Origin of the sequence: Nocardia implantans, from assembly GCF_035544775.1 — a bacterium.
Taxonomy (GTDB): domain Bacteria; phylum Actinomycetota; class Actinomycetes; order Mycobacteriales; family Mycobacteriaceae; genus Nocardia; species Nocardia implantans.
Map to the genome: position 1 here is coordinate 69,413 of NZ_JAYKYQ010000010.1, position 22,308 is coordinate 91,720.

The 22,308-nt window shown below is 69.6% G+C and carries 24 protein-coding genes; 22 read left to right on the top strand and 2 right to left on the bottom strand.

Going from position 1 to position 22,308, the window contains the following annotated elements; genetic code table 11:
- Positions 1–5: 5 nt before the first annotated feature.
- Entirely contained in the window at positions 6–1,151 is a 1,146-nt protein-coding gene (locus U3653_RS23240) for an acyl-CoA dehydrogenase family protein (protein ID WP_195082163.1), read from the top strand.
- Positions 1,152–1,266: 115 nt separating this feature from the next.
- Positions 1,267–2,169: an alpha/beta hydrolase fold domain-containing protein gene (locus tag U3653_RS23245; RefSeq protein WP_195082164.1), complete on the top strand. Its 903-nt coding sequence runs from the start codon at positions 1,267–1,269 to the stop codon at positions 2,167–2,169.
- A gap of 406 nt (positions 2,170–2,575) precedes the next feature.
- Here the strand turns inward: U3653_RS23245 and U3653_RS23250 are convergent, their stop codons facing one another.
- Entirely contained in the window at positions 2,576–4,048 is a 1,473-nt protein-coding gene (locus U3653_RS23250) for a sensor histidine kinase (protein WP_195082165.1), read from the bottom strand.
- Positions 4,041–4,718 carry a response regulator gene (locus U3653_RS23255; RefSeq protein ID WP_195082166.1) on the bottom strand — a complete coding sequence of 226 codons (678 nt, stop codon included), beginning with the start codon at positions 4,716–4,718 and terminating at the stop codon, positions 4,041–4,043. The genes U3653_RS23250 and U3653_RS23255 overlap by 8 nt, the downstream gene beginning before the upstream one ends.
- 115 nt (positions 4,719–4,833) lie before the next feature.
- On the opposite strand from U3653_RS23255, the gene U3653_RS23260 reads away from it, so the two are divergent.
- The 20 genes from U3653_RS23260 (at position 4,834) to U3653_RS23350 (ending at position 22,296) form a co-directional block, all read left to right on the top strand.
- Complete coding sequence (locus U3653_RS23260; protein WP_195082167.1) at positions 4,834–5,208, top strand: PepSY domain-containing protein; 375 nt, start codon at positions 4,834–4,836, stop codon at positions 5,206–5,208.
- 227 nt (positions 5,209–5,435) lie between these two features.
- The gene (locus tag U3653_RS23265; protein ID WP_195082168.1) at positions 5,436–5,810 is read left to right on the top strand and encodes a hydrogenase maturation nickel metallochaperone HypA/HybF; all 375 of its coding nucleotides are present in this window, start codon (positions 5,436–5,438) and stop codon (positions 5,808–5,810) included.
- Entirely contained in the window at positions 5,768–6,607 is an 840-nt protein-coding gene (hypB, locus tag U3653_RS23270) for a hydrogenase nickel incorporation protein HypB (RefSeq protein WP_195082169.1), read from the top strand. The genes U3653_RS23265 and hypB overlap by 43 nt, the downstream gene beginning before the upstream one ends.
- A gap of 91 nt (positions 6,608–6,698) precedes the next feature.
- Positions 6,699–7,754 (top strand): NADH-quinone oxidoreductase subunit B family protein, encoded by a 1,056-nt coding sequence (locus U3653_RS23275; RefSeq protein ID WP_067808970.1) that lies wholly within the window; start codon positions 6,699–6,701, stop codon positions 7,752–7,754.
- 11 nt (positions 7,755–7,765) lie between these two features.
- Entirely contained in the window at positions 7,766–9,562 is a 1,797-nt protein-coding gene (locus U3653_RS23280) for a nickel-dependent hydrogenase large subunit (RefSeq protein WP_195082170.1), read from the top strand.
- Between the two features lie 33 nt (positions 9,563–9,595).
- Positions 9,596–10,510 (top strand): NifU family protein, encoded by a 915-nt coding sequence (locus U3653_RS23285; RefSeq protein WP_195082386.1) that lies wholly within the window; start codon positions 9,596–9,598, stop codon positions 10,508–10,510.
- Positions 10,507–11,142 (top strand): DUF5947 family protein, encoded by a 636-nt coding sequence (locus tag U3653_RS23290; RefSeq protein ID WP_195082171.1) that lies wholly within the window; start codon positions 10,507–10,509, stop codon positions 11,140–11,142. Before U3653_RS23285 ends, U3653_RS23290 begins: the two co-directional genes overlap by 4 nt.
- Complete coding sequence (locus tag U3653_RS23295) at positions 11,139–11,786, top strand: DUF6084 family protein (RefSeq protein WP_195082172.1); 648 nt, start codon at positions 11,139–11,141, stop codon at positions 11,784–11,786. The genes U3653_RS23290 and U3653_RS23295 overlap by 4 nt, the downstream gene beginning before the upstream one ends.
- Positions 11,783–13,111 (top strand): hypothetical protein, encoded by a 1,329-nt coding sequence (locus U3653_RS23300; RefSeq protein WP_195082173.1) that lies wholly within the window; start codon positions 11,783–11,785, stop codon positions 13,109–13,111. Before U3653_RS23295 ends, U3653_RS23300 begins: the two co-directional genes overlap by 4 nt.
- A 13-nt stretch (positions 13,112–13,124) precedes the next feature.
- On the top strand, positions 13,125–13,244 hold the full coding sequence (locus tag U3653_RS33335; protein ID WP_085994907.1) for a DUF6893 family small protein: 120 nt from the start codon (positions 13,125–13,127) through the stop codon (positions 13,242–13,244).
- Between the two features lie 23 nt (positions 13,245–13,267).
- The gene (locus U3653_RS23305; protein WP_195082174.1) at positions 13,268–13,585 is read left to right on the top strand and encodes a hypothetical protein; all 318 of its coding nucleotides are present in this window, start codon (positions 13,268–13,270) and stop codon (positions 13,583–13,585) included.
- Positions 13,586–13,598: 13 nt separating this feature from the next.
- The gene (locus U3653_RS23310) at positions 13,599–14,099 is read left to right on the top strand and encodes a hydrogenase maturation protease (protein ID WP_195082175.1); all 501 of its coding nucleotides are present in this window, start codon (positions 13,599–13,601) and stop codon (positions 14,097–14,099) included.
- Between the two features lie 2 nt (positions 14,100–14,101).
- A complete protein-coding gene (locus tag U3653_RS23315) occupies positions 14,102–14,344 on the top strand; it encodes a HypC/HybG/HupF family hydrogenase formation chaperone (protein WP_195082176.1) in 243 nt (80 codons plus the stop codon).
- On the top strand, positions 14,341–16,665 hold the full coding sequence (gene hypF, locus U3653_RS23320) for a carbamoyltransferase HypF (RefSeq protein WP_195082177.1): 2,325 nt from the start codon (positions 14,341–14,343) through the stop codon (positions 16,663–16,665). Before U3653_RS23315 ends, hypF begins: the two co-directional genes overlap by 4 nt.
- 16 nt (positions 16,666–16,681) lie before the next feature.
- Positions 16,682–17,008, top strand: coding sequence for a HypC/HybG/HupF family hydrogenase formation chaperone (locus U3653_RS23325; protein ID WP_195082178.1), 327 nt, complete (start codon positions 16,682–16,684; stop codon positions 17,006–17,008).
- A complete protein-coding gene (gene hypD / locus U3653_RS23330) occupies positions 17,005–18,117 on the top strand; it encodes a hydrogenase formation protein HypD (RefSeq protein ID WP_195082179.1) in 1,113 nt (370 codons plus the stop codon). The genes U3653_RS23325 and hypD overlap by 4 nt, the downstream gene beginning before the upstream one ends.
- Positions 18,110–19,186, top strand: coding sequence for a hydrogenase expression/formation protein HypE (hypE, locus tag U3653_RS23335; protein ID WP_195082180.1), 1,077 nt, complete (start codon positions 18,110–18,112; stop codon positions 19,184–19,186). The genes hypD and hypE overlap by 8 nt, the downstream gene beginning before the upstream one ends.
- A gap of 27 nt (positions 19,187–19,213) precedes the next feature.
- Positions 19,214–20,326: a Nickel transporter NicT gene (nicT, locus tag U3653_RS23340; protein WP_494338310.1), complete on the top strand. Its 1,113-nt coding sequence runs from the start codon at positions 19,214–19,216 to the stop codon at positions 20,324–20,326.
- On the top strand, positions 20,326–21,072 hold the full coding sequence (locus U3653_RS23345; RefSeq protein ID WP_323124438.1) for a DUF6390 family protein: 747 nt from the start codon (positions 20,326–20,328) through the stop codon (positions 21,070–21,072). The genes nicT and U3653_RS23345 overlap by 1 nt, the downstream gene beginning before the upstream one ends.
- A gap of 714 nt (positions 21,073–21,786) precedes the next feature.
- Positions 21,787–22,296, top strand: a complete 510-nt coding sequence (locus U3653_RS23350; protein WP_195082181.1) for a DUF2231 domain-containing protein — start codon at positions 21,787–21,789, stop codon at positions 22,294–22,296.
- The last annotated feature ends 12 nt before the right edge of the window (positions 22,297–22,308 follow it).

Genomic DNA, 22,308 nt, shown 5'->3' on the forward strand with positions numbered 1-22,308 from the left:
TTGGCGTGGAACGCACACTGTTCGAACCCGAGCACGAACTGTTCCGGGAGTCGTTCCGCAAGTTTCTCGATCAGCACGTCGCGCCGAATCACGCGAAGTGGGAGGAGCAGGGCATCGTCGACCGGGAGGTCTGGCTCGAGGCGGGCAAGCAGGGCTTCCTCGGCATGGCCATGCCGGAGCAGTACGGCGGCGGCGGGGTGAAGGACTTCCGCTACAACGCCATCGTCTCGGAGGAGTGCGTGCGCGGCCAGTACTCCGGCCTGGGCTTCTCGCTGCACAACGATGTGATCGCGCCTTATCTGCTCGAGCTGGCCAACGACGAGCAGAAGCAGCGCTGGTTGCCCGGCTTCTGCGCGGGCGAGATCATCACCGCGATCGCGATGACGGAACCGGGCACCGGTTCGGACCTGCAGGGCATCAAGACCCGCGCGGTGCGCGACGGGGACGACTGGATCCTCAACGGCGCCAAGACCTTCATCACCAACGGCATCAACTCCGACATCGTGATCGTGGTGGCGCAGACCGACCCGGAGAAGGGGGCGATGGGCTTCAGCCTGCTCGTGGTCGAGCGCGGCATGCCCGGCTTCGAGCGCGGCCGCAACCTGGACAAGCTGGGCCTCAAGGCCCAGGACACCGCCGAGCTGAGCTTCACCGACGTGCGCGTGCCCGGCAAGAACCTGCTCGGCACCGAGGGGATGGGCTTCATCCATCTCATGCAGAACCTGCCGCAGGAACGCCTGTCGATCGCGGTCATGGCGGCGGCGGCGATGGAGTCCTGCCTGGACATGACCGTGCAGTACGTCCGCGACCGCAAGGCGTTCGGCAAGCCGATCGGCGCGCTGCAGAACACCCGCTTCGTGCTCGCCGAACTGGCCACCAAGACCACCGCGGTGCGCCTGATGGTCGACAAGTTCATCGAACTGCTCAACGAGGGCAAGCTGGCCGCGGAGGACGCGGCGATGGCCAAGTGGTGGAGCACCGAGGAGCAGCTCGACCTGATCAACCGCTGCCTGCAACTGCACGGCGGATACGGCTACATGAAGGAATACCCCATCGCCAAGGCCTACATGGACGCCCGCATCCAGACCATCTACGGCGGCACCACCGAGATCATGAAGGAGATCATCGGGCGCAGCCTGAAACTGGCCTGATCGCAGGAGAGCCGGCTCGGGCCGTCGGTTGTCGTCGGCCCGGGTTGCGGCACAATCGCCTCTCGAGGCGCGGGCGAACTCGCCGTTCGCCGGTCGCCGGAGTGGAGGAGTTGCGATGCCGAGTCTGGCCAACCAGGTCGTGCGCGGGTACCTGAAGGCGACGCGGGCCAATCGCGTGTTCGTCGATGCCGACGCCGCGCGCCGACGGGTCCTCGAGCGAAGCGTGCGGCCCCGCGACTACGGTCCGCCGCGCCGGCTGCGCGCGGATGTGGAGATCACGGTGGAACGCCGGGATGGCTGGCCGGTCTACACCCTCACGCCGCGCGGGCGCCCGCCCCGAGGAAGCGTCGTGTACGCGCACGGCGGCGGCTGGGTGCACGAGATCGCGCCGCAGCACTGGGCCCTGTGCGCGGCGGTCGCCGCGCAAACCGGTGCGGCCGTGACGGTTCCGATCTATCCGCTGATTCCGTTCGGCACGGCCGGACAGGTCGTCGCGGGCTTCGTCGACCTGGTGCTCGCCAACCGGGAAACCTACGGGAACGTCTGCCTGGCAGGGGATTCCGCCGGTGGGCAGATCGCGCTGTCGGCCGCGGTGGTCCTGCGGGACGAGCACGACGTGCGGCTGCCCGGCACCGTGCTCATCGCACCCGCGCTCGACCTCTCGCTGACCAATCCGGAGATCGAGGTCGTGCAGCCGCGCGACCCGTGGCTGGGCGTCGCGGGATCGCGGGTGTTCATCGACCACTGGCGCGGCGATCTCGAGCTCGCCGACCCGCGCGTCAGCCCACTGGCCGCCGACCCGCTCGGACTCGGCCCGCTGACGGTCTTCTGCGGCACCGACGACATCCTGTGGCCGGACACCCTCCTGCTGGTCGAGGCCGCGCGCGCCGCCGGAGTCGTGGTGGACTACCACGAAGCCCCCGGTCTGCCACACGTTTATCCGCTGACTCCGACCCCGGAAGGGCGCGCCGCGCGTCGGATCGTCATAGAGAGTCTGCGTGGCGCGCTCGCCGGGTGAACGACGTTCCGTGCCGGAAGATCTGCGTTGCTGCATCCGGCCCGGGCCGGGCAGCGCCGCTCCGAGCACGACCGGTCGCTCCGCCGCCATACCGGCAGACCATGCCTGCCGTCGGTCGGTCTCCCTCGAACCGGATCGGCAAACCCCGACGACGCCTACCGAGGGCAGGGCCTCGCAGCCGACGAGCCTCCACGGTGCGAGTGGCGGATCGCCCGCGTCTCATAGGCCCATGACCTGTCGCTCGATCAGCGGGCCCGCACCGGAGAAGGCGGTCACGGCGGCGAGTAGCGGCTCGCGACGCTCGGTGGGCTGTGGCTCACCGCCGGAATCCGAACGGAATCGCCCCCGCGCTCGTTGATTTCGACCCCGAGCTGCACCGCGTCGAAACATGTAGCGCACCCCCGGGTCACGTACCGGTTGCGGGCAGGGTTACGACGAAGCGGGCGCCGGGTGCGCCGTCGGTGACGTGAATGCTGCCGCCGTGGCGTTCCACGACGTCGCGGACGATGGCCAGGCCGAGGCCCGCGCCGCCTTCGTCGCGGCTGCGGGCGTCGTCCAGGCGGACGAATCGCTGGAAGATCCGCTCGCGGTCGGCGGGTGGCACACCTGGTCCGTCGTCGGTGACCGACAGCACCACTCGTCCGTCGGTGTCGCGGTCCACGGCGACGCCGACGGTGGCCGAGGCGTGCCGCTGGGCGTTGTCGACCAGGTTGCCCAGGACGCGGGCGAGCTGGGTACGGCTTCCGGTGACCGCCACGGGCTGTTTCGGTGTCTCGATCCGCACGGCCACCCGGTCGCGGACGCGGTGCTCCAGTTCCTCGCGGACCAGGGCGGTCAGGTCCACCCGATCCGCGCGCGGTTGTTCACCCGCGTCGAGCCGGGCCAGGAGCAAGAGGTCGGCCGCGAGATGTTCCAGCCGGATGGTGTCGCCGATCAGTCCGTCCAGTTCCAGTAGTTCCGGGTGGGCCTGGGCCACCTCGAGCTGGGTGCGCAGGCTAGCGATGGGGCTGCGCAACTCGTGTGCGGCGTCGGCGATGAACCGGCGCTGGCGCTCCGTGGATTCTTCCAGCGCGGCGAGGGTGGCGTTGGTGGTGCTCGCCAGCCTGCCGATCTCGTCGCGGGAACCCGGTTCCGGCACGCGGCGGGACAGATCGCCGTCCACGATCTCGGCGAGCTGTCTGCGGATCGCCTCCACCGGGCGCAGGGCGCGCCGGGTGACCAGCCAGATCACCATGGCGACCACGACGAGCAGCGGGGGAAGGCCGATGAGCATCGCCTGCCGTGCGTCCGCCACCGCGCTGTCGGCGGTCTCCAGCGAGGAGCCCGCGTAGACGGTGACCGGCTGTCCGCCCCGGACGGTCGCCGGGAGGGCGGCGACCCGGAACGGATGCGGTCCGTCCTCGTCGTCCACCGTCAGACGCACGTCACCGAACTCGGCGTCGACCGTCGCGGGATCCGTTGCCTGCGAACGAGTTTCGTCGTCCCCGTCGTCTTCGTCGTCTTCGTCGTCTTCTCGCTCGTCGTCCTCGTCCTCGTCCTCGGACGCCTTGGCATACGGGCCGAAGCCGGCCATCGGCGGTTTGCCCGCGAGGTCGTCATCGGCCGCGAGCACGCGGCGATCGAGCGAAACAACCTGCACCGGTCCGCTTTCCGCGTCGGGGAGCCGCAATCGGGCCGGGTCCGTGCCCGTTGCCAGCTGAGCGGCCACGTCGCGCGCTGTGGTCTCCGCCTGCACTTCGGCGCTGTGCACCAGGTTGTGCCGCAGCACGGCCAGCACCGCGAACCCGGCCGCGGTGAGCGCCACCGCGACCACGACGGTCGCCGCGACCGTGGTGCGCGCGCGGACCGAGCGCCACCAGGCCCGGCCGCGCTCAGGCACGATCGGCCGCCAGCCGGTAGCCCGCGCCGCGCACGGTGGTGATCGATCGCCGCCCGAACGGCGCGTCGATCTTGCGGCGCAACGTGCTGATGTAGACCTCGACGATGTTCGGATCGCCGTCGTAGGCGAAATCCCAGACATGGTGCAGGATATCGGCTTTCGACACCACTTCGCCGGCGCGGACGGCCAGGTGCTCGAGCACGGCGAACTCCTTGGCGGTCAGTGTCACGTCCTGCGCACCGCGGCGGCAGGTCCTGGTCCCGGGGTCGACGATCAGGTCACCGACGCGCAGCACGCGCGCGCCGCCACGGGTCCGGCGGCGCAACAGCGCACGAATGCGGGCCAGCAGCACCAGGTAGGAGAACGGCTTGCTGAGATAGTCGTCGGCGCCGGTGTCCAGCCCCTCGGCCTCGTCGTATTCGCCGTCTTTCGCGGTCAGCATGAGCACGGGCGTCTCGTGACCACCGGCCCGCAGCGCGGCGCAGACGCGGTAGCCGTTCATGCCGGGCAGCATGATGTCCAAGATGATCAAGTCGTAGTCGGTGGTCGTCGCCAAGTGCAGGCCCTCGGCGCCGTCGTGCACCACATCCACGGCGAATCCCTCCGCCGACAACCCTTTTGCCAGCGTGAGGGCCAGACGTTTCTCGTCTTCGACGATCAGCAGACGCATCCCCCAAGAGTGGCAGACGAATCCTGAAACCGTCTTCAGGTCACTTCAGCTCGCCTTCAGCTCCGATCGCCACAGTGGACGCATTCGGAATCAACACTCCCGCAGGAGGTTTCCCATGACAACCGTAATCCGCCGCGCCTACGCAGGTCTTCGCTGGCTGCTCGTCGGCACGGCCGTCGCGGCCGCCGTCGTCGGTCTGAGTGCGGTCCTGGCCGCGGTCGCCACCGGCGGTCCGGACGATCACACCGTCGCGTTCCGCTCGGTCGCGGCGAACCGGTCACTGGTGGCCGACCCCGCGATCAGCAGGCAGCAGGCCATCGACAAGGCGCTGGCGACCGTGCCGGGCGGTCGGGTCGGGTCCGTCGAATTCGACACCGATCGCGGGGTCGCGGTGTGGGACGTGGAGCTCACCACTGCCGACGGCGTGGAGCACGACGTGACGATCGATGCGAACAGCGGCCAGGTCCGGGCCGTGGTCGACCACGACTGACCGCCACGCCCTTCGTCGCAGGACACCGGTGTGACGGACCCGGGCATGGGTAAGCGCCAGGTGTTCGCTGCCGGGCGGCAGGGATCCGGAGGGAGATCCCGGCCGCAGTGCGGGGATCCTGGCCGGCCCCGTGCGTGGCGCGGGAAACGGGAGCCTGGAAGATTTCGCCCGCTGAAGGTTTTCCCCGGAGTAGCCTCGAGTTGTCCACTCGAGGAATCGAGGTCGGGATGCACGAAATGGCCATCACACGGTGCGTCATCGACGCCGTCTGTGAGCACGCGGCGGGCCGGCGGGTCCACTCCGTCACCGTCGAGGTCGGCGCGCTGTGCGCCGTCGTGCCCGATGCCATGCGGTTCTGTTTCGAAGTCGCGGCCGAGGCGACGGTCGCCGAGGGCGCGGAACTGGTTCTGGTGGAGATCCCGGGTGTGGCGGCCTGCCGCACCTGCGGCGCCGAGTTCCGGCTCCCGGACCCGATCCCGCTGTGTCCGTGCGGCAGCGCCGATGTCGAGATCCGCGCCGGGCGCGAGCTGCGCATCCGATCCATGGAGGTGAGTGAGGCATGTGCGCAACCTGCGGGTGCGGCGACGACGCCGCCGCGCTGATCCGCGTCCCACACGATCACCAGCACGCCGACGGCCACGACCACACCCATGCGGACCACGAGCACCCGCATGAGCACGGCTCCGGCGCCGACCACGCCCACGTGCCCGCCACCGAGACGGTCACCCTCGAGCTGAAGGTCCTCGCCAAGAACGACGAGCTGGCGCAGCGCAATCGCGCGTGGCTGGCCGAGCGCGGCATCGTCGCGCTCAACATGACCAGTTCCCCCGGCGCGGGCAAGACGACTTTGCTGGAACGCACCATCCGCGAGTCGGGCCAGGCTCCGATCGCGGTGATCGAGGGGGACCAGGCGACATTGCTGGACGCCGAACGGATCGAGGCGACGGGGTGCCGGGTGGTGCAGGTCAACACCGGCGCGGGATGCCACCTGGACGCCGAGATGATGTATCGCGCCCTGGAGACGCTCGACCCCGCGCCGGGCACGCTGCTGTTCGTGGAGAACGTCGGCAACCTGGTCTGCCCCGCGCTGTTCGATCTGGGGGAGCGGGCGAAGGTAGTGGTCATCTCGGTGACCGAGGGGACCGACAAACCGCTGAAGTATCCGCACATGTTCCAGGCCGCGGGACTGGTGCTGGTGAACAAGACCGACCTGCTGCCGTATGTCGATTTCGACCTGGATCGATGCCGGGAATACATCCGTTCGATACACCCCGGCGTCGAAGTCCTGCCGCTGTCGGTCAGCACCGGAGAAGGACTGTCTACCTGGTACGACTGGCTTGCCGATGAGCGTCGCGCGGCGGGTACGGCGGCTCTTGAGGATGCTGCCGGGCGCGCTTAGAGTGAGGTGATCAGGATCACAGCTGCGGGTGACCCCTTCTTCGAGAAAGGTGAGATCCGGCCCCCCGTGGTCCGCTGCGGGAGGTGGCGAGATGCCCACTCAGGAAGCAGTACGAGCCGAAGAGACCCTGATCCATGTGCTGTGGATCAACGCGGGCCTCAGTTGTGACGGTGACTCGGTCGCCTTGACGGCGGCCACGCAGCCGAGCATCGAAGAGATCGCCCTCGGCGCGCTCCCCGGTCTGCCCAAGATCGCCGTGCACTGGCCGCTGATCGATTTCGAGTGCGGTCCCAACGGCGGTGCGGACGACTTCCTGGAGTGGTTCTTCAAGGCCGACCGCGGGGAACTGGAACCGTTCGTGCTGGTGGTCGAGGGCTCGATCCCGAACGAACAGATCAAGAAGGAGGGCTACTGGTGCGGGTTCGGCAACAATCCCGCCACCGGCCAGCCCATGACGACCAGCGAATGGCTCGACCGGCTCGCGCCGAAGGCCACGGCCATCGTCGCGGCGGGCACCTGCGCGACCTACGGCGGCATCCACGCGATGGCGGGCAACCCGACCGGCGCGATGGGCGTGCCGGACTATCTCGGCTGGGACTGGAAGAGCAAGGCCGGTATCCCGATCGTCTGCGTGCCCGGCTGCCCCATCCAACCGGACAACATGTCCGAGACGCTCACCTATCTGCTCTACATGGCGACCGGCCAGGCGCCGATGATCCCCCTCGACGACGCGCTGCGGCCCAAGTGGCTGTTCGGGGCCACCGTGCACGAGGGCTGCGACCGCGCGGGCTACTACGAGCAAGGTGAGTTCGCCACCGAGTACGGCTCGCCGAAATGCATTGTGAAACTCGGCTGCTGGGGGCCCGTGGTCAAGTGCAACGTGCCCAAGCGTGGCTGGATCAACGGCTTGGGCGGCTGCCCGAACGTGGGCGGCATCTGCATCGGCTGCACCATGCCGGGCTTCCCGGACAAGTTCATGCCGTTCATGGACGAACCACCCGGCGGGAAGTTCTCGTCCACCGCATCGGGGCTCTACGGATCGGTGATCCGCAGCCTCCGTCACATCACCGGGCGCACGGTCGACAAGGAGCCGCACTGGCGGCACCGGGGCCGGAAGCTGGAGACCGGCGCGACCCGCACCTGGTAGGAGGTTCTCTGATGACCCGGATCATCCCGGAGCCGTCGCACAAGACGATCGAGCCGGACCGCCTCGTCGAGATGGCGTGGGACCCGATCACCCGCATCGTCGGCAGCCTCGGCATCTACACGAAAATCGACTTCGAGAATCGGGAAGTGGTCGAGTGCCACAGCACCTCCTCGATCTTCCGCGGCTACTCGATCTTCATGAAGGGCAAGGACCCGCGCGACGCGCACTTCATCACCAGCCGCATCTGCGGTATCTGCGGCGACAACCACGCCACCTGTTCGTGCTACTGCCAGAACATGGCCTACGGCGTGCGTCCGCCGCACCTCGGCGAGTGGGTGGTCAACCTGGGCGAGGCCGCCGAGTACATGTTCGACCACAACATCTTCCAGGAGAACCTGGTCGGCGTGGACTACTGCGAGAAGATGGTCTCCGAGACCAACCCCGGCGTGCTGGCCAGGGCGGAGAACACCGAGGCCCCGCACGCGGGCGACCACGGGTATCGCACCGTCGCGGACATCATGCGTGCGCTCAACCCGTTCACCGGTGAGTTCTATCGGGAGGCGTTGCAGGTCAGCCGGATCACCCGGGAGATGTTCTGCTTGATGGAGGGCAGGCACGTCCATCCGTCCACGCTGTATCCCGGTGGGCCGGGCACGGTCGCGACCATCCAGTTGATGACCGACTACCTGTCCCGGCTGATGCGCTACGTGGAGTTCATGAAGAAGGTCGTGCCGATGCACGACGACCTGTTCGACTTCTTCTACGAAGCGATGCCGGGGTACGAGAAGGTCGGTCTGCGCCGCACGCTGCTCGGCTGCTGGGGCTCCTTCCAGGACCCGGAGGTCTGCAACTTCGAGTACAAGGACATGGCCGACTGGGGCCGCAAGATGTACGTGACCCCCGGCGTCGTGGTCGACGGCAAGCTGCTGACCACCTCCCTGGTCGACATCAACTTGGGTCTGCGGATCCTGCTGGGCAGTTCGTACTACGAGGACTGGACCGATCAGGAGATGTTCGTCAAGACCGATCCGCTGGGCAACCCGGTGGACCGGCGCCATCCCTGGAACCAGCACACCAATCCCCGGCCGCAGAAACGCGACCTGGACGAGAAGTACAGCTGGGTCATGTCGCCGCGCTGGTTCGACGGCACCGACTACCTCTCCCTGGACACCGGCGGCGGTCCGCTGGCTCGGCTGTGGTCGACGGCGCTGGCGAACCTGATCGACATCGGCTACGTCAAGGCCACCGGGCACAGCGTGCAGATCAACCTGCCCAAGACCGCGCTCAAAGGTCCGGTGACGCTGGAGTGGAAGATTCCGGTGCACGGCAGCAACACCCTCGAGCGCAACCGCGCGCGCACCTATTTCCAGGCGTACGCGGCGGCCTGCGCGCTGCACTTCGCGGAGAAGGCGATGGCGGAGATCCGGGCGGGCCACACCAAGACCTGGGAGAAGTTCGAGGTACCGGAAGAGGGCATCGGCTGCGGCTTCACCGAGGCGGTGCGCGGCGTGCTGTCGCATCACATGGTGATCCGGGACGGCAAGATCGCGAACTACCACCCGTATCCGCCGACGCCGTGGAACGCGAGCCCACGCGACAGCTTCGGCACACCGGGACCCTACGAAGACGCGGTGCAGGGCCAGCCGATCTTCGAGGAGAACGACCGCGAGCACTTCAAGGGCATCGACGTCATGCGCACCGTGCGCAGTTTCGATCCCTGCCTGCCGTGCGGCGTGCACATGTACCTCGGCAAGGGCAAGACGCTGGAGAAGCTGCACTCACCGACGCAGACGCTCACACCCGAGTGAGTCCGCGTCGGGCGAAACGACCCGGAGGTGACGGTGGAGGATCGCCCGGACGGCCGGGACGACGCGACGCTCGACGACTCCCGGTGGCGCGAAGCCGGTGATCGCATCGAGACCTTGCTGGAAGCGAGTTCGGCGGGCGGCGCGCTCGCCCGCGAACGCGCGGAGCAACTGGTGCGCGAACTGGTCGGACTCTACGGCGCGGGACTGACCCGCGTGCTCGAGCTGCTCGACGACGCGGCGGTCGAGCGGCTGGCCCGCGACGATCTGGTCGCGAGTCTGCTGCTGGTCCACGGGTTGCATCCGCACGATGTGACCACCCGCGTGGCGAACGCGCTGGACAGCGTGCGTCCGTATCTGGGATCCCACGGCGGCGACGTCCATCTGGTCGACGTCGCCGACGGCGTGGTCCGGTTGGAGCTGGCGGGTAGCTGCAAGAGCTGTCCGTCCTCGTCGGTGACGCTCGAACTGGCCGTGGAGGACGCGGTGCGGGCGGCCGCGCCGGAGATCGAGTCCATTGAAGTCGTCGCCGCGCGGACCGAGTCGGCGGGGGTGATCTCCGCCGACTCGCTGTTCTCACGCGTGCGGGCGGACGGTGCGCGGTCCGGCAGCTGGGTCGCGGTCCCCGAACTGGCCGAACTCGGCGCGGGGGAGGTGGGTGGCTTCGCCCTCGCCGGGCTGACCGTGCTCGCCTGCCGGGTTGGCGAGCAGCTGTACGCCTACCGCGACCACTGCCCGGCGTGCGAGCGCTCGCTCGCGGGTGCGGCGCTGGAGCGGCGCGTGGGTTTCCCGGCCGGTGACGCGGTGCTGCGGTGCCCGACTTGCCGGGCGCACTACGACGTGGTGCACGCCGGCGCCAGGGTCGACGGCGACGGGCATCTCGAACCGCTGCCCGTGCTCGTGCGCTCCGGCGAACTGTCGGTGGCGGTGCCGGCGGAGGTCGGCGGGTGAGCACACCGTTTCGCGCGCTGCGGCGGATCGCCGCCGATCGCGGGCCCGCCCCAAGGCCCGGCGAGCGGTGCGAGATGTGCGTGGAGCCCATCGCCGAGCGGCACCAGCATGTGGTGAACGTCGAAGGCAGACAGCTGATGTGCGTGTGCCGTGGCTGCTACCTGTTGTTCGTCGACCAGAAGGCGGAGCTGCGCTATCGGGCGGTGCCGGACCGGTATCTCGCGTTCCCCGATTTCACGATCAGCCGGGCGGAATGGGACGCGCTGGACATCCCGGTGAGTCTGGCGTTCTTCTTCCGCAATTCCGCGCTGGACCGGACGGTGGCGTTCTATCCAGGGCCCGCAGGCGCGACGGAGTCGGAATTGCCACTGGAACAATGGAATTCGATTCTCGACCGGCATCCCGAGCTGGACGTGCTCGCTCCCGATGTGGAAGCGCTGCTCATCCGGGTGCCCGACCGCCGCACCGAGCGGGCGGCGTGCCTGCTGCTGCCGATCGACGCCTGCTATGAGTTCGTCGGCCGGATGCGGCTGCTGTGGCACGGATTCGACGGCGGCCAGGACGTGCACCGGTATCTGGAGCAGTTCTTCGCCGAGGCGTCGGCGCGCGCGAGAGCCGGTGGTGCGGCATGAGCCCGGTGTACTCGACGACGTTCGCGGTGCTCGAGATCAAACCCGAGCCGTACGCCGTCGCGCCGATCCTGTCCGCGCGCGTCGGCATCGCCGCGCTCGCCGAGGAACCGGTGCACGCCATCGCCCTGCGCGCGCAGGTGCGCATCGAGCCGTTCCGCCGCGGCTACTCCGACGAGGAGGCCGCGGGGCTGGTCGATCTGTTCGGTCCGCGCGAACGGTGGCACGAGACCCAGCGTTCGTTCCTGTGGATGCACTGCGCCACCATGGTGCCGAGCTTCACCGGCGGCGCCCAGGTGGACCTGCCGATGCCGTGCACCTACGACTTCGAGGTGACCGGATCGAAGTACCTGCACGCGTTGCGCGAGGGCGTGGTTCCGCTGCTGTTCCTGTTCAGCGGGACGGTCTTCATCCGTGGCACGACCGGATTCGCCATCCAGCAGATCCCGTGGGACCGCGAGGACAAGTTCGCGATGCCGGTGTCGGTATGGCAGGGCCTGATGGACGCGTACTTCCCCAATACCGGGTGGGTGCGGCTGCACAACGACACGCTCCGCGCGCTGGCCGGCTACAAATCCAGCCATGGCCTTCCCGGCTTCGACGACGCGGTGACCCGCCTGCTGACCAGCGCCGAGGAGACGCCGTGACGACCACGCAAGCACGCGCCCGCGCCCGCGCCGTGGCCGACGCGGTGCTCTACGAGGGCTATCTGCTCTATCCCTACCGTGCCGACGCGCGCAAGAACCAGTCGCGCTGGCAGTTCGGCGTGCTCGGGCCGCCCGGGGCCGCCGCGGCCGGCATCGGCGAGGAGTCGACGCTGTCGGCCCAGTGCCTGATCGATCCGGGCGAGTATCCCGAACTCACCGTGACCGTGCGGTTCCTGCAACTGCAGCGCCGGCAAGTGGTGGACGAGGACGGCACGCCCGTGGCGGAGCTGACCGACGGCGCGCGGTCGTGGCTGTCCTGGGACGAGGCGGTCGAGCAGGAGATCACCGTCGGCCCCGTCGCGCCCGGGCGTCTGGTCCACCCGCTCGACATCCCGGGCGGCTGCGACGCCGAGCGGATCGCCATGGCCGCCGTCCCCGCGCCCGGCACGTTCGTGCGGACCCGGCTGCCGCTGGCGGGCGAGCTCGAACTCGCCGCCGACCGCGACGACGGCTTCCTGCGGCTGACGGTCGTCCTGCGCAACGTCGGCGCGCCCGCGACCGACAAGCGCGACGCCATCGCCCGCTCGCTGATCGGCGCGCACGTCATCGCGGAGATCATCGGCGGCCAGTTCGTCTCCCTGCTGGAACCGCCGCCCGACGCCACCGCGGCGGCCGCCCGCTGCGACCGATACCGCTGCTTCCCGGTGCTCGCGGGGCCGCCCGGCGATCACAGCGTGGTGCTCATCTCGCCGATCATCCTCTACGACCATCCGGAGATCGCGGAGCAGAGCGAAGGCGCGCTGTTCGACTCCACCGAGATCGACGAGATCCTCACGCTGCGCATCCTCACCATGACCGACGCGGAGAAGGCGCGGGCCCGGGCCACCGACCCGCGCGCGGCGGAGATCATCGACCGGTGCGAGGCCATGTCGCCCGACGCGATGCGGCAGCTGCACGGCGTGCTGCGCGACCCGCACGCCGAAGGTCCCGGGTTGATCCCGGAGGTCCCCGAAGGCGTCGATTGGTGGGACCCGCTGGCCGACGGCGCCGTTCGCCCTGACCTCGACGCCGTGCCGGTCGCGGGCGCGCTGGTCCGCAAGGGCAGCCGCGTCCGGCTGCATCCCGCGCGGCGGGCCGACGCCCAGGATCTGTTCTTCGACGGGCAGTGCGCGCGGGTCGTCTCCGTGCACCAGGACGTCGACGGGCAGGCGCACGTCGGGGTGGTTCTGGATGCCGATCCGGCGGCCGAGCTGCACGAATGGTACGGGCGCTACCTGTATTTCGCGCCCGACGAACTGGAGCCGCTCGGCGGCACCGAGGAATGAAAGGAAGTCCGCAATGGAAACCGTGGGAGTGGTCTCGACGACCGTCGTCGCCGTGCTGGTGGCGGCGGGGGTGTATCTCGGCGTGCGGTCGATCCCGGACCTGCGGCGATACCTGAAGATCCGGCACATGTAGCGGGGGATCGGAGAGGAAGCATCATGGGTGAACATCGCGAAGAGCCGCAATCGGCACGTGGCGCGCCTGGTTCGCGCGACGCGGGTGCGAGCGTCGCGGCCGCAGGCCCGGCGGAACGGGAACCGGGGCACATCGATCACGAGGAGATGCGCTCCGCGCATTCGGACGACGTCAAGAAGGGCACCGAGTTCACCTCGCAAGCCCCGCCCGGCACCGAAGCGGCGGCACCGCCCTACGACGAGCGCAAGGACACCGCCAACGCCCCCGGCGAGACGGCGACCGGAAAGGTCGACGACGCGCGGGTCGGCGGCGCGACCACGCCCACCGAGGAAGAGGGGTGACCCGACGGCCGCGGTGCTGATCGCCGGGATCGGCAACATCTTCCTCGGCGACGACGGATTCGGACCCGAGGTGGTGCGCAGGCTGCCGCGCCACCCCGACCCCGGCGTGCGCGCGGTGGACTACGGCATCCGCGGCATGCATCTGGCCTACGACCTGCTAGACCCCTGGGCGGCGCTGCTGTTGATCGACGCGCTGCCCGACCGCGGCGCGCCCGGCCGGATCGAGGTGTTCGGCGCCGAACCGGAGGACACCGGCGCACAGCTCGACGCCCACGCGATGAGCCCGGACGCCGTCTTCGCGGGGGTGCGCGCGCTGGGCGGCGTGCTACCGCCCACGGTGGTGATCGGCTGCCAGGTCGCCTGCGTGGAAGAGGGCATCGGCCTGTCCGCGCCGGTCGCCGCGGCGGTGCCGGAGGCGGTCGCCGCCGTCGGTGAGGTGCTCGCAGCGTTCCTGCCCACCGCGGTATCCGACGGCTCCCCGCGTCCGCGGGCCACAGCGCGACAGGAGGACTGACGATGTGTCTGGGCATCCCGGGACGAGTGCTGGCGATCCCCGACGGCTATCACGACCAGATCGCGCTGGTCGAGGTGTCCGGCGAGCAGCGGAAGGTGAATATCGGCCTGCTGGACGGGGATCCGGCCCGGCCGGGTGACTGGGTGATCATCCACATGGGCTTCGCGGTGGAGAAGACCGACGAGGCCGGGGCCGAGGCGGCGCTGAGCGGGCTGCGTCTCCTGCAACGCGGAGACCTGCCATGAGCACGGCGCGGCTGCGGCGGCGTCTGCTGGTGCGCGGTGTGGTCCAAGGCGTCGGGTTCCGGCCGTTCGTCTACACCACCGCCGCCGAACTCGCTTTGTCCGGCAGCGTGAGCAACGACAGCGACGGCGTGGTCATCGAGATCGAAGGAGCGCCGAGGGAGCTGGACGAGTTCACCCGGCGGCTGCGCCTGCGGCCGCCGCCGCTGGCGGTGGTCGAGTCGGTGGAGCAGGCCGACATCCCGGCGCGCGGCGGCACCGGATTCCACATCGCGGGCAGCACGCGCGAGGGCGGCGGTCGCACGCTCGCCTCGCCCGATGTCGCGATCTGCGCCGATTGCGAACGCGAACTGCGCGATCCGCGCGATCGCCGTTATCGCCACCCGTTCGTCAACTGCACCAACTGCGGCCCGCGCTTCACCATCATCGCGAGCTTGCCCTACGACCGCGAGCGCACGTCGATGGCCGACTTCGCCATGTGCGACCGGTGCGCCGGCGAATACGCCGATCCCGCCGACCGCCGCTTCCACGCGCAGCCGATCGCCTGCCCGGACTGCGGACCCACGCTCGCCTATACCGGCCCGGGAGCCGGCGCGCCGCTGACGGCCGCGCGGCGACTGCTGCGCGAGGGCGGCATCCTCGCGGTCAAAGGCATCGGCGGATACCACCTCGCCTGCGACGCCACGAACGAGCCGGCCGTCGCGGAGCTCAGGCGTCGTAAACGCCGCGGTGACAAGCCCTTTGCCGTCATGGTGCCGGATCTGGCCACGGCACGGGCCGTCGTCACTGTCGACGATGCCGCCGCGAAGCTGCTGACCAGCCCGGCACGCCCCATCGTGCTGCTGGCTCGACGCTCGCCGCGCGACGCACGCCCTTCGAGCGGGTACGACTCGGCGTCCGTGCGCCGCGACCCGGTGCCCGCGCCCTCGGTGGCGCCCGGCAACCCGGACTTGGGCGTCATGCTCGCCTACACCCCGCTGCACCTGCTGTTGTTCGGGCTGCCCGGCGACCCGCCCGGCCCGCAGGTGCTCGTGATGACCTCCGGCAATCTCGGCGGCGAGCCGATCTGCTACCAGGACGACGACGCCCGCACCCGCCTTGCCGGTCTGGCCGACGGCTGGCTGTCGCACAACCGGCGCATCCTCGTGCCCTGCGACGACTCGGTGGTGCGCTGCCTGGACGGCCGGGAACTGCCCGTCCGGCGCTCGCGCGGCTACGCGCCGCTGCCGCTGCTGCTCCCGGTGCCGCTGCCGCCGACGCTGGCCGTCGGCGCCGACCTGAAGAACACCTGCGCGATGGCCGACGGCCGCTACGCCTGGCTGAGCCAGCACATCGGCGACATGGACGACCTGGCGACGCTGCGCTCCTTCGACGCCGCCCAGCGCCACCTCGGCGAACTCACCGGGGTCCGCCCCGCGCAGCTGGTCGCCGACGCGCACCCCGCCTACCGTTCCACCGCCTGGGCGCGCAGGCACGCGGGCGAGCGCCCCTTGTACACCGTCCAGCACCATCACGCGCACATCGCCGCCGTCATGGGCGAGCACGGACTCGGCGCCACCGACCAAGTCGTCGGCATCGCCTTCGACGGCACCGGGTACGGGCCGGATGCGGCCGTGTGGGGCGGTGAGGTCCTGCTGGCCGGATACAAGGGCTACCGTCGTCTGGCGCACCTGAAGTACGTGCCGCTCGCGGGTGGCGATCTCGCCGTGCGCAGGCCCTACCGCATGGCGCTGGCTCATCTACGCGCGGCCGGGATCGACTGGCGCGAGGACATTCCCGCGGTCGCGGCGTGCCCGCCCGCGGAGCGTTCCGTGCTGGCCCACCAGTTCCGCACCGGCCTCGGCTGCGCGCCCACCTCGAGCATGGGCCGGTTGTTCGACGCGGTGTCCTCGCTGTGCGGCGTGCGGCACGTCGTCGACTACGAAGCCCAGGCGGCGATCGAGCTGGAAGGGCTCTCGCGCGCCGTGCCGGACGGCGACACCGCCTACCGATTCTCGCTCGTGGACGGCGATCCCGCCGCTATCGATCCCGCACCGGTGATCGCGGATGTGGTCGCCGATGTTCGTGCGGGCGCGCCCCCGCAGGTGGTGGGCGCGCGCTTCCACGCCGCCGTCGCTCGGCTGGTGCTCGACCTCGCGGCTCGCTACGCCACTTCGGGGACGGTCGTCGCCCTGTCCGGCGGCGTCTTCCAGAACGCCCTGCTGCTCGCGCGATCGTGTGCGCTGCTGCGCGACAACGGGTTCACCGTGATCACCCACCACCGCCTGCCGCCCAACGACGGCGGCCTCGCGTTCGGGCAACTCCTCGCGTGCAGCGAGGGATGAGCGAAGGAGAACAACGATGTGTCTTGCGGTACCAGGCAAAGTGCTCAGCCTGCACGAGCGGGACGGCACGCTGATGTCGGTCGTCGACTTCGGCGGCGTGCACAAGGACGTGTGCCTGCAATACATCCCGGACGCGGCGGTCGGCGACTACGTCGTGGTCCACGTCGGTTTCGCCATCCAGCGTCTGGACGAGGAGTCCGCGCTGCGGACCCTGGCCGAGTTCGAGCACCTCGGCGTACTGAACGAGGAATTCGGCGACGGTTTCGCCATCGCCGCGAAGCAGGCGGGCCTGGACAATCCCGCCGCCGAGCCGTCACGGGAGGAACCGGAGGACCGGTCATGAAGTATCTGGACGAATTCAGCAACCCCGAGCTGGCCCAGCGCCTGCTCGATCGCATCCGCGCCACGACCAGCCGCCGCTGGGCGATCATGGAGGTCTGCGGCGGACAGACGCACTCGATCATCCGCCACGGCATCGACCAGTTGTTGCCCGACCAGATCGAGATGATCCACGGCCCCGGCTGCCCGGTCTGCGTCACCCCGCTGGAGGTGATCGACAAGGCACTGGAGATCGCCGCGCGACCGGGCGTGATCTTCTGTTCGTTCGGCGACATGCTGCGGGTGCCGGGCAGCTCCAAGGACCTGTTCCGGGTGAAGAGCGAGGGCGGCGACGTCCGGGTGGTGTACTCGCCGCTGGACGCGCTGAACCTGGCCAAGGAGAATCCCGACCGCGAGGTCGTGTTCTTCGGCATCGGCTTCGAGACCACGGCTCCGGCCAACGCGATGACGGTCTACCAGGCCGAGCGGCTCGGCATCGGGAATTTCTCGCTGCTGGTGTCGCATGTGCTGGTCCCGCCCGCCATCGCCGCGATCATGGAGTCGCCGACCTGCCGGGTGCAGGGGTTCCTCGCCGCCGGGCACGTCTGCACGGTGATGGGCACCGACGAGTACCCGCCGCTGGCCGAGCAGTACAAGGTGCCGATGGTGGTCACCGGATTCGAGCCGCTGGACATCCTCGAGGGCATCCGCCGCACCGTGCTGCAATTGGAGTCGGGCAGGCACGAGCTGGAGAACGCTTACCCTCGCGCGGTGTCCGCGGCGGGCAATCCCGCGGCGAAAGCCATGCTGCAAGACGTCTTCGAGGTCACCGACCGGGGCTGGCGCGGCATCGGCGTGATCCCGAACAGCGGCTGGCGCCTGTCGGAGCGCTATCGCGAGTTCGACGCCGAACACCGCTTCGCCGTGGGCGACCTGCACACCGCCGAATCGACCATCTGCCGCTCCGGCGAGGTGCTGCAAGGGCTGATCAAGCCGCACGAGTGCGCCGCTTTCGGCAAGGAGTGCACGCCGCGTAATCCGTTGGGCGCCACCATGGTGTCCTCCGAAGGCGCGTGCGCCGCCTACTACCTGTACCGGCGCCTGGATCTGCCCGCGGAGGTGGCTCATGCCTGAGGAAGGCACCGCCCCCGTGACGATCGACATGGAGGGCTGGGTCTGCCCGATGCCGCTGCGGGATTCGCCGAACATCGTGATGGGACACGGCGGCGGCGGCGCGATGTCCGGCGAGCTGATCGAGCACCTGTTCCTGCCCGCGTTCGGTCCGGCCGCGAACGCGGATCTGACAGATTCCGCGGTGGTCACGCTCGACGGCGCGCGGCTGGCCTTCTCCACCGATTCGTTCGTGGTGAAACCGCTGGTGTTCCCGGGCGGCACGATCGGCGAACTCGCGGTCAACGGCACGGTGAACGATCTGGCCATGTCCGGCGCGCGCCCGATGGTGCTGTCCACCGCGTTCATCCTGGAAGAGGGCACCGCGCTGGCCGACATCGCGCGCGTCGCCCAGGCGGTCGGCACCGCCGCGCTGGCCGCGGAGGTCCAGCTGGTCACCGGGGACACCAAGGTGGTCGACGCCGGGCACGGCGACGGGATCTACATCAACACGGCCGGGATCGGCGTGGTCGCCCCGGAGGTGGACATCCGGCCGCAGCGCGCTACCCCGGGCGACGTCGTGCTGGTCAGCGGCGAGATCGGCGTGCACGGTGTCGCGGTGCTCAGTTGCCGGGAGGGACTGGAGTTCGGCACCACCGTGCTCAGCGACACCGCGCCGCTGCACGGTCTGGTCGCGGCGATGCTGGCCACCGGCGCCGACGTGCACGTGCTGCGCGACCCCACCCGCGGCGGCGTCGCGGCCTCGCTCAACGAGATCGCCCGCGCCGCCGAAGTCGGTGTGGCCTTGGACGAACGGCAGCTCCCGGTGCCCGCCGGCGTGCGCGACGCGTGCGGGCTGCTCGGACTCGACCCGATGTACGTGGCCAACGAGGGCAAGTTGCTGGCGTTCGTCGCGCCCGAGGACGCCGATCGCGTGCTCGCGGCGATGCGGGAACATCCGCTGGGCGCACAGGCCGCCGTGATCGGCCGATGCGTCGCCGAACATCCCGGCATGGTGGTCGCCCGCACCGCACTCGGCGGTACGCGGGTGGTGGATCTGCCCGCGGGCGAGCAGTTGCCGCGGATCTGCTGACGCGGGGACGCAGAAGGCGAGGTGTGGATCATCGTTCGGATCGCCGACGCGCCTGCGACGTCGCGTGCCCCGCTGGGCGGGCGGCAGCGGCGCGACGTCGCGGGGATGGCGGCGGTCGTCGTCGCCTTGCACGTCCTCGGGTGGTCGGCGCTGCTGCTGCTCGTGGTCCCCGGCGGATACACGGTGGACGGCGCGGTGTTCGGCGTCGGCCTCGGCGTCACCGCCTACACGCTGGGGATGCGGCACGCGTTCGACGCCGACCACATCGCCGCGATCGACAACACCACCCGCAAGCTGATCGCGGACGGGCGCAGTCCGCTGTCGACCGGATTCTGGTTCTCCCTCGGGCACTCCACCATCGTCTTCGTGCTCGTGGCGTTGCTGGCGTTCGGCGTCAAAGCGCTGGCCGGCGACCTGCGCGACGAGAACTCCGGGTTGCAACGGTGGACCGGCCTGTTCGGCACCGGCGTCTCCGGCACTTTCCTGCTCGTCATCGGGGCGCTGAACCTGGTGTCGCTGATCGGCATCTGGCGGGTGTTCCGTGGGATGCGCCGCGGCAGCTACGACGAGGCCGCGTTACGGCAGCGGTTGCACGACCGCGGCGCCTTGCAGCGGGTGATCGGGCCGCTGACCAAGGCGGTGCGCGCGCCGTGGCAGATGTACCCCGTCGGGCTGCTGTTCGGCCTCGGCTTCGACACCGTCACCGAGGTGAGCCTGCTGGTGATCGCGGGCGGCGCGGCGGCGACCGACCTGCCGTGGTACGCGATACTCGTGCTGCCCGTGCTGTTCTCGGCGGGCATGACACTGTTGGACGCGCTGGACGGCGCGTTCATGAACTACGCCTACGGATGGGCGTTCGCCGGGCCGCTGCGCACGGTCTACTACAACATCGTCGTCACCGGTTTGTCGGTGGCGGTGGCGCTGCTGATCGGCGCGCAGGAGATGATCTCCTGGCTGGCCGACGAATTCGGCATCGCCGACGGACCGCTGGCCTGGGTCGGCGGGCTGGATCTGGGGGCCATGGGTTTCGTGATCGCCGGGCTGTTCCTGCTCACCTGGGCGGTCGCCGTCGGGGTGTGGCGATTCGGCCGCATCGAGCAGCGATGGTCCACCGGCCGCGCCGGCGGAGGGCCGTGCTGATGGCGGCCAGCGGAGCGGAGATGTTCGCCCGGTACGCCTACGCCCCCAATCGGCTCGGCTACTGCGGGCCGCCCGACGCGGCGGCCCTGCGCGACGGCTCCGACGAGCAGGTGCGCGCGGTGGCGCGCCGGTTCACCGGAGCATGGCCGTATCTGCGCGTGATGGCGCGGATGACCGGCATCGCCGACCCGCTGGACCGCAGGCTCGTCGAGTCCTACTGGCTGGGCGGCGGTGTCGGCGCCGACCTGGACGCCCGCGAGTTCACCGCCGAACTGCTGGATCTGCTCGGCCCGGTCGCGGGCGGTTACTGGACGCATCTGACACCGGGGCTGGCCGAGGAGGCGGCCGCCAATCACTGCTTCCACGTCTTCGGCGTGTACCCGTGGTCGCGGCTGCTGCGGCACGGCAGCGAGCATCCCTTGCGCGTGCTCGACAACTGCCGGATCACCTGGGGAACGGTGCTCGACCGCGCCGGCGGCGAGGTCGTGCTGCGCTGTCGTGGGCTGAGCTGGGACGGGGAACGTCTCGCGCTGTCGGCGGAATCGGCGCGGTCGGTGCCGATCCGGGTGGACGGGTACGCGGCGCTGCCGGACGTCGGGGTGGGGGAGCGGGTAGCGGTGCACTGGGGACGTCTGTGCGGGCGCTTGGACGAGGTCCAGGCGAGCACTCTGGAGGCGGCCACGGTGCGTCAATTGGAAATCACGAACCGGCGCCCGGCCGCACGAGGCAGCCCGGAGATCAGATGATCGGCTCTGTGCGGTGCCGCGAAGTCGTGCCCACAGCGGCAGCGGACGTACCGGCGCCGCCGCCGGTATACGGACACCAGGAGCGCCGGTTTCGAACCGCGTGAATAGCGGCGAACTCGGCGGTTCGGAAAATCCGCCCATTCCGTTGGCGTGTTTCGGTCACCTTTGCGCGGCGTATCCTGTATATAGCTGTCGAGCCGAGGAGCGACACGTGTACGCCGGTAGTCATCCGGGCAAAAGTCCAGAAACCGTTCCCCGGATGCTTTCGCCGGTGTTTCGCCGTGTCGCACGCCATCGCGCCCGACGGGCTGATCCGCTTTTCGGAAATCACCGGAAGGGAGGTGAACTACCGTGATGGGTCAGATGATGGGGATGATTCGCGACATGTGGAACAACATGTTCCCCAACATGCCGATGCCGATGCTTCCGATGATGTCGTAGCCCGCTCCAGAAACAGGAAAAGATCAGCCGCAACCGGCCGGTAATTCGGCTCGACGGCGCTCGGTGCGTCTTTCCCGCACGGGGGTGTGCAATTTTCGTACGGTGGTACGTCCACTTCGTGGACTACCGTAATCGATGCACAATTCCCGCACACACAAGAGCGATATCCGTCGGCCATCGGCGGCGTGTAACGACTCGGCCGACCGTCGCCGAGCCTCGGCTCCGTGGCCGGCCGGCCGATGCGAAGACGAGCGACCTCGGTGGAGGTGCGCCATGACCGGCGACCCGCGGCAGGCGAAGCGGCCGGTGACCGCCGCGCTGGCCGGTCCCTACGGGCATCCTTTCCATCCGATCCTGGTCACCGTCCCGATCGGCGCCTGGGTCGCCAGTCTGGTGTTCGATATCGCGTCCCGGCTGGTCGACGATCCGGAGTTCCTGGTCAAGGGGTCGTCGTGGCTGATCGCGATCGGTGTGCTCGGCGCCTTGGCCGCCGCAACGATCGGATTCCTCGATCTGCTCGCGATCCCGACCGGTACGCCCGCCTTCCGCACCGGCTTGCTGCACATGACGCTCAACCTGCTGGTGACCGTCGCCTACGCGATCGGCTTCGTATGGCGGCAGGGCGCCGACACCGCGCGCCCGGTCCCGGCCGGGCCGCTGGCGCTGTCGGTGGTGGCTTTGGTGAGTTTGGCGGTTTCCGGGTATCTCGGGGGCAAGCTCGCTTATCGGTACGGCGTCCGTGTCGCCGACGAGGCCGCCCAGGCAGACGGCTTCACACGCTGAATCCCTTCCCAA